The 5,547-nt window shown below is 70.3% G+C and carries 5 protein-coding genes; 2 read left to right on the forward strand and 3 right to left on the reverse strand.

The genetic code is table 11. From position 1 onward, the window contains the following. Positions 1-423: 423 nt before the first annotated feature. Positions 424-1,431, reverse strand: a complete 1,008-nt coding sequence (locus ACIP94_RS16975; RefSeq protein WP_402425724.1) for a stage II sporulation protein M — start codon at positions 1,429-1,431, stop codon at positions 424-426. Between the two features lie 119 nt (positions 1,432-1,550). Between ACIP94_RS16975 and ACIP94_RS16980 the strand changes: the two genes are divergently transcribed. Next, the gene (locus ACIP94_RS16980; protein WP_402425726.1) at positions 1,551-2,609 is read left to right on the forward strand and encodes an RDD family protein; all 1,059 of its coding nucleotides are present in this window, start codon (positions 1,551-1,553) and stop codon (positions 2,607-2,609) included. 19 nt (positions 2,610-2,628) lie between these two features. Here ACIP94_RS16980 and ACIP94_RS16985 read toward each other — a convergent pair whose 3' ends face one another. After that, positions 2,629-3,243, reverse strand: coding sequence for a hypothetical protein (locus ACIP94_RS16985; protein ID WP_402425728.1), 615 nt, complete (start codon positions 3,241-3,243; stop codon positions 2,629-2,631). 135 nt (positions 3,244-3,378) lie between these two features. Next, a complete protein-coding gene (ahcY, locus tag ACIP94_RS16990) occupies positions 3,379-4,836 on the reverse strand; it encodes an adenosylhomocysteinase (RefSeq protein ID WP_402425730.1) in 1,458 nt (485 codons plus the stop codon). Positions 4,837-5,299: 463 nt separating this feature from the next. Between ahcY and ACIP94_RS16995 the strand changes: the two genes are divergently transcribed. After that, a partial coding sequence (locus ACIP94_RS16995) for a S26 family signal peptidase (RefSeq protein WP_402425732.1) occupies positions 5,300-5,547 on the forward strand: 248 nt, incomplete at its 3' end.

The raw sequence follows: 5,547 nt of genomic DNA on the forward strand, positions 1-5,547 counted from the left end.
TGGCACGCTGTTGAGTTCTCAAGGAACGGACGCTTCCTTCGTACTCACCCGAGAGACTCTCTCAGGCTTTCCTCCGGGCGCTTCCCTTCGGTGTTCCGACTCTATCAGATCTTTTCTCGACCCGATTTCCTCGGCGCTTTCCAGGTTCCCGCTCCCGCGTTTCCCTTTCCGGCTTTCCCGACTTTATCAGAAGTTTCGGAGCCGATTGACCGGCGTCCATTTCTGAATCATCGGGTGGAGCTCCGCGGAACGATGTTCCTGGAGCGGATAGATGTTCTCGGTTGGTCCCGGGGTGGAGGTCCACCTCCAGGCAACTGTTCGAATCTACCTCCTCGCTCAACCCGTGTCAACGGGTCTTGCGCGGCGAAGAGGAGACTAGCAGGTCAACGGAGTGCGACGCACATCCGACGGGCCGCCTCGGCGTCACGCGGCCGTGGGCACGGTCGCGCTGCGCTCGTGCGCTTCCAGGTCGCCCGTGTCACCGGCCCGTGCCGCGCGCCCGCCGAGGATGAAGACATACGCGAGAAAGGCCAGCTCAGCAAGGACGCCGATGCCTATCCGCGCCCATGTGGGAAGGCCGGAAGGGGTCACGAAGCCCTCGATGGCACCCGACACGAAGAGGACGAGGTCGAGGCCGATCGCCATGCCCAGGGCCCCCCGGCCCTCCTCCGCGAGAGCGCTGCGGCGGGTACGGGGGCCCGGGTCGACGAGGGTCCAGCCGAGTCGTAGGCCCGTGCCGGCGGCCACGAAGACGGCCGTCAGCTCCAGGAGGCCATGCGGGAGGACCAGGCCCAGGAAGGTGTCGAGACGGCCCGCCGAGGACATCAGGCCGATGCCCACGCCCAGGTTCAGCATGTTCTCGAGAAGGATCCAGAGTACGGGAAGCCCTAGGAAGACGCCGAGGACCAGGCACATCGCGGCGGCCTGCGCGTTGTTCGTCCACACCTGCGCGGCGAAGGCGGCAGCGGGATGGCTCGAGTAGTACGTCTCGTACTCGCCGCCCGGGCGAGTGAGGTTGCGCAGCTCGCCGGGGGCCGCGATGGAGGACTGGACCTCCGGGTGGGTGCCGATCCACCACCCCAGGAGCGCGGCGATCACCGTGGAGAGCACCGCGGTGGGCACCCACCAGCGACGCGAGCGGTAGACCGCGGCGGGAAAGCCCTGGGTGAGGAAGCGTGTGACATCGCGCCACGAGGCGTGGCGCGTGCCCGTCACGGCACTGCGCGCGCGTGCCACGAGCTGGCTGAGCCGGCCCATGAGCTGAGGGTCCGGGGCGCTGGAGCGGATCAGCGAGAGATGGGTCGCGGTGCGCTGGTAGAGGGCGACGAGTTCGTCCGCCTCGGCTCCCGTGAGGCGGCGCCGGCGGCGCAGCAGAGCCTCGAGGCGGTCCCACTCGGCGCGGTGGGCGGACACGAACACGTCGAGGTCCATGGGTCGGGCTGCTCCTCGTCCTCTCGTACTGCGTGTCAGCTTGTCGCACTGGAGCGCGATGCGTCCTCAGCTTGGCAGACTGTCGTATCCCGGAGTGGGGCAGGGGAAGGACGCTGGGCATGAGTGAACTGGTGACGGGCGAGGCAGTGGCGCTGGAGCTGCGCCCGGCGAAACTGCCGAGCCGGGTGCTCGCGGTGGTGCTGGACCTGGTGGTGGCCCTGACCGCCTATGTCATCGTGATGATCGCTCTCGTGGCGTCGACGTCCGGCCTGGACGAGGCCGCGCAGATGGCGGTGTCGATCGCGGTCTTCGTTCTCGTTCCGGTGGGCGGGCCGATCGCGGTGGAGACCCTGACCCAGGGTCGTTCGCTGGGGAAGCTGGCCTGTGGACTGCGTGTGGTGCGGGACGACGGAGGACCGATCCGGTTCCGTCACGCGCTGGTCCGGGGCGCGGTGGGTGTGGTCGAGGTCCTGATGACGTTCGGGGTCGTCGCGTGCATCGCCTCGCTGGTGTCGGCTCGGGGCAGGCGCCTCGGTGATGTGTTCGCGGGCACGCTGGTCGTGCGGGAGCGGGTGCCGGCCGGGCGTACGGCCTTTGTGCCCCCGCCGCCCCCCTGGCTTGCCGGGCGGTTCTCCGAGCTGGATCTCTCGGCGGTTCCGGACGGGCTGTGGCTGGCGATCCGGCAGTACCTGACGCGGATGCAGTATCTGGATCCGCAGGTGGGCTGGGCGATGGCGGAACGTCTCGCCTCGGATCTCGCGGCTCGTACGGGGACGCCGGCGCCACACGGGGTCCCGCCGAGCGCGTATCTGGCGGCGGTGGTGCAGGAACGCCAGGCCAGGGAGGCGCGGCGGACGCTCGGCGGCCGGGAGCCCGAGGCGACCGCCGAGGCCGGCCCGAGGGCGCCGGAGACGCTGGGCGAGCCCGCTCACGCGCCCGGGCGGGCTCCTGCCCCGCGGGGCGGGGGGAGTCCGTGGTCGGCTCCTGGGGCGAACGAGGGGAAGGGCGTGACCGGACCGGCCGGCGTGGACGACTGGTCCGGTATGCCCGCTCAGCCGGGGACATATGGCCTGCCTCAGGCCTCGGCCGACGGCCCACTGGAAGACCGGGGCCCGGCGGCGTCGCGGGCGGCAGCGCCGTCGGACCGCCCGGCCACGGGGTTCGTGCCCCCCGCGTAGCCCTCGGGCGCGGCCCCCGTCAGCTGAACACCGACGGCGGTGACTCGAGGTGTTCCAGCTCGACGCCGGGTGCCGCGAGCACCACGTCACCGGTGATGTGAACGGTCTGCCGCTCCCCCGTGTCCAGGGCTGTGACCTGGTATTCGTCCACGATCAGCGGGTCGTTGTCAGTGGGGTGTGCTTCTCTTGCGATCAGGGCCCAGGACTGGTCCACGGTGCGGGGGGCGAGGACCGGATCGGTGAAGGCGACGAGACGTACGCGCGTCGCGGCGGAGGAGGGGGTGAGGCGCAGCAGCCGGGCGGTGGCGACGAGGAACGCGGGGGAGGTGCCGGTGAAGGCGTGGGCGGCGACGTTGCCTTCGGTGGCGTGGGTGGCGGTGGGGTCGGTGCGGACCCAGGTGACGCCGTCCAGGGCAGCGCCCCGCACCTGCCAGCTCGCGGCGTGCAGTTCGAGGCGGATGGGACGGCCGAGGTCGTCGAGGGCGAGGTCGACGGAACCGGCGTGGTCGCCGGAGGGGGTGGTCACTTGCGACACATAGCGCCAGCCCGAGGGGCCGGGTGCGCACTGGAAGTGTTCTTCGGCGAGGAGGGTGCCGTCGTGCGGATCATGAAGCGAATATCGGCCGCGGGGCATGGGGGTCCTGGGGTGTGACGGGCTGGTCCGGCCGGTCGGACCCCAAAGGGGCAGGCCCCCGGCACGGGGGTGCGGGGGCCTGCCTCGGGGCCTGGTCGGTACCGGTCTCGGTTGTCGGTACCGGAGGAGGTCCGGTCAGTACCGGTAGTGGTCCGGCTTGTACGGGCCCTCGACGTCGACGCCGATGTACGCGGCCTGCTCGGGGCGGAGCTGGGTCAGCTTCACGCCGAGCGCGTCCAGGTGGAGGCGGGCGACCTTCTCGTCGAGGTGCTTGGGCAGCGTGTACACACCGGTCGGGTACTCGTCGGGCTTGGTGAACAGCTCGATCTGGGCCAGCGTCTGGTCCGCGAAGGAGTTGGACATCACGAACGACGGGTGGCCGGTGGCGTTGCCCAGGTTCAGCAGGCGGCCCTCGGAGAGGACGATGATCTTCTTGCCGTCGGGGAAGGTCCAGGTGTGGACCTGCGGCTTGACCTCGTCCTTGACGATGCCGGGGACCTTGGCGAGGCCGGCCATGTCGATCTCGTTGTCGAAGTGGCCGATGTTGCCGACGATTGCCTGGTGCTTCATCTTGGCCATGTCCGCGGCCATGATGATGTCCTTGTTGCCCGTCGTGGTGATGAAGATGTCGGCCTTGTCGACGACCTCGTCGAGGGTCGTGACCTGGTAGCCGTCCATGGCGGCCTGAAGTGCGCAGATCGGGTCGATCTCGGTGACGATCACGCGGGCGCCCTGTCCGCGCAGGGACTCCGCGCAGCCCTTGCCCACGTCGCCGTAGCCGCAGACCACGGCGGTCTTGCCGCCGATGAGGACGTCGGTGGCGCGGTTGATGCCGTCGATCAGGGAGTGGCGGCAGCCGTACTTGTTGTCGAACTTCGACTTGGTGACAGCGTCGTTGACGTTGATCGCCGGGAACAGGAGGACGCCGTCGCGCTGCATCTCGTACAGGCGGTGGACGCCGGTCGTGGTCTCCTCGGTGACGCCGCGGATCTCCGACGCCAGCTGGGTCCACTTCTGGGGGTTCTCGCCCAGGGTGCGGGTCAGCAACTGGAGGATGACGCGGTGTTCCTCGGACTCGGCGGTCTCGACGGACGGGACCTTGCCGTCCTTCTCGTACTCGACGCCCTTGTGGACGAGGAGGGTGGCGTCACCACCGTCGTCGAGGATCATGTTCGGGCCGCCGGTGGGGGTGTCCGGCCAGGTCAGCGCCTGCTCCGTGCACCACCAGTACTCCTCCAGCGTCTCGCCCTTCCAGGCGAAGACCGGGATGCCCTGCGGGTTGTCGGACGTGCCGTTCGGGCCGACGGCGACGGCGGCGGCCGCGTGGTCCTGGGTGGAGAAGATGTTGCAGGAGGCCCAGCGGACCTGCGCGCCGAGCGCCACCAGCGTCTCGATGAGCACGGCGGTCTGGACGGTCATGTGCAGGGAACCGGTGATGCGGGCGCCGGCCAGAGGCTGCGCCTCGGCGTACTCCTTGCGGATCGCCATCAGACCGGGCATCTCGTGCTCGGCGAGGGTGATCTCCTTGCGGCCGAACTCGGCCAGGGAGAGGTCGGCGACCTTGAAGTCCTGTCGGTTGTCGACAGTCGTCATTGCGAGGTGCTCCTCGGAGTCGGGTCGAGGTGGGTAGGGCTGGTCTGCGCGGCGGCGGACACAGGGGTGCCCGAAGAGGACACAGGCATGCCCGCGTGCGCGCAGCACAGTCCGTCGGAGGCCCTCTCTCCCTCGGCCGGCCCTCGCAGGGCCGCCCGACCGCCATCAGCAGCGACGTCTGGCTCTGTCCCAAGCTACACCGCGGGACCCGGCCGTCCCCAGTCCGCCTCCGGACACATCGCGAGCGCCGCGGAGCGGACCACGCGATGTCCCGGGAGGTCCGACGGACGCCGGGAGAGCCGCATGAGCAGGGTGTCTCCGTGCCTCTGGGCGCGGAGAGCGAGAGAGGCACCCGGCAGTCGGGGGCGCTGGCTCGGGCGTCCGGGGCGGCCGTCCCGTGTGAGGAAGGTGTCAGTCGGGCGTCGAGCCCGGCTCAGGCGACGCACAGGCGGTCGCCGACGGTATGCATCGGCCGTACGGCGTGAAGGTGCCCGGGTGCCGGCTGTTCGTGCTGGGTGACCACCGGATCGACTCCGTGGACTCACGGTTCGTCGCGACCGACGGCCACCGGGGAACGGTGGCCGTCGGCGATGTGAAGGGGCGCGTCGTCGGGGGCCCGGGCCGGCTGGTGGGCCGGCGGCTGTGCGGGCTGCTCGGACCGGTCCTGGCCGCCACGGGGCTCGGCCTGGGAATCGCCGCCGTGGCGGTGCG

This window comes from Streptomyces sp. NPDC093261, assembly GCF_044753645.1.
Lineage (GTDB): Bacteria > Actinomycetota > Actinomycetes > Streptomycetales > Streptomycetaceae > Streptomyces.

Bases quoted from the DNA above. Each gene is read 5' to 3' on its own strand.
- ahcY (WP_402425730.1), bottom strand. From the start codon at position 4,836: ATGACGACTGTCGACAACCGACAGGACTTCAAGGTCGCCGACCTCTCC.
- ACIP94_RS16985 (WP_402425728.1), bottom strand. From the start codon at position 3,243: ATGCCCCGCGGCCGATATTCGCTTCATGATCCGCACGACGGCACCCTC.
- ACIP94_RS16975 (WP_402425724.1), bottom strand. From the start codon at position 1,431: ATGGACCTCGACGTGTTCGTGTCCGCCCACCGCGCCGAGTGGGACCGC.
- ACIP94_RS16980 (WP_402425726.1), top strand. From the start codon at position 1,551: ATGAGTGAACTGGTGACGGGCGAGGCAGTGGCGCTGGAGCTGCGCCCG.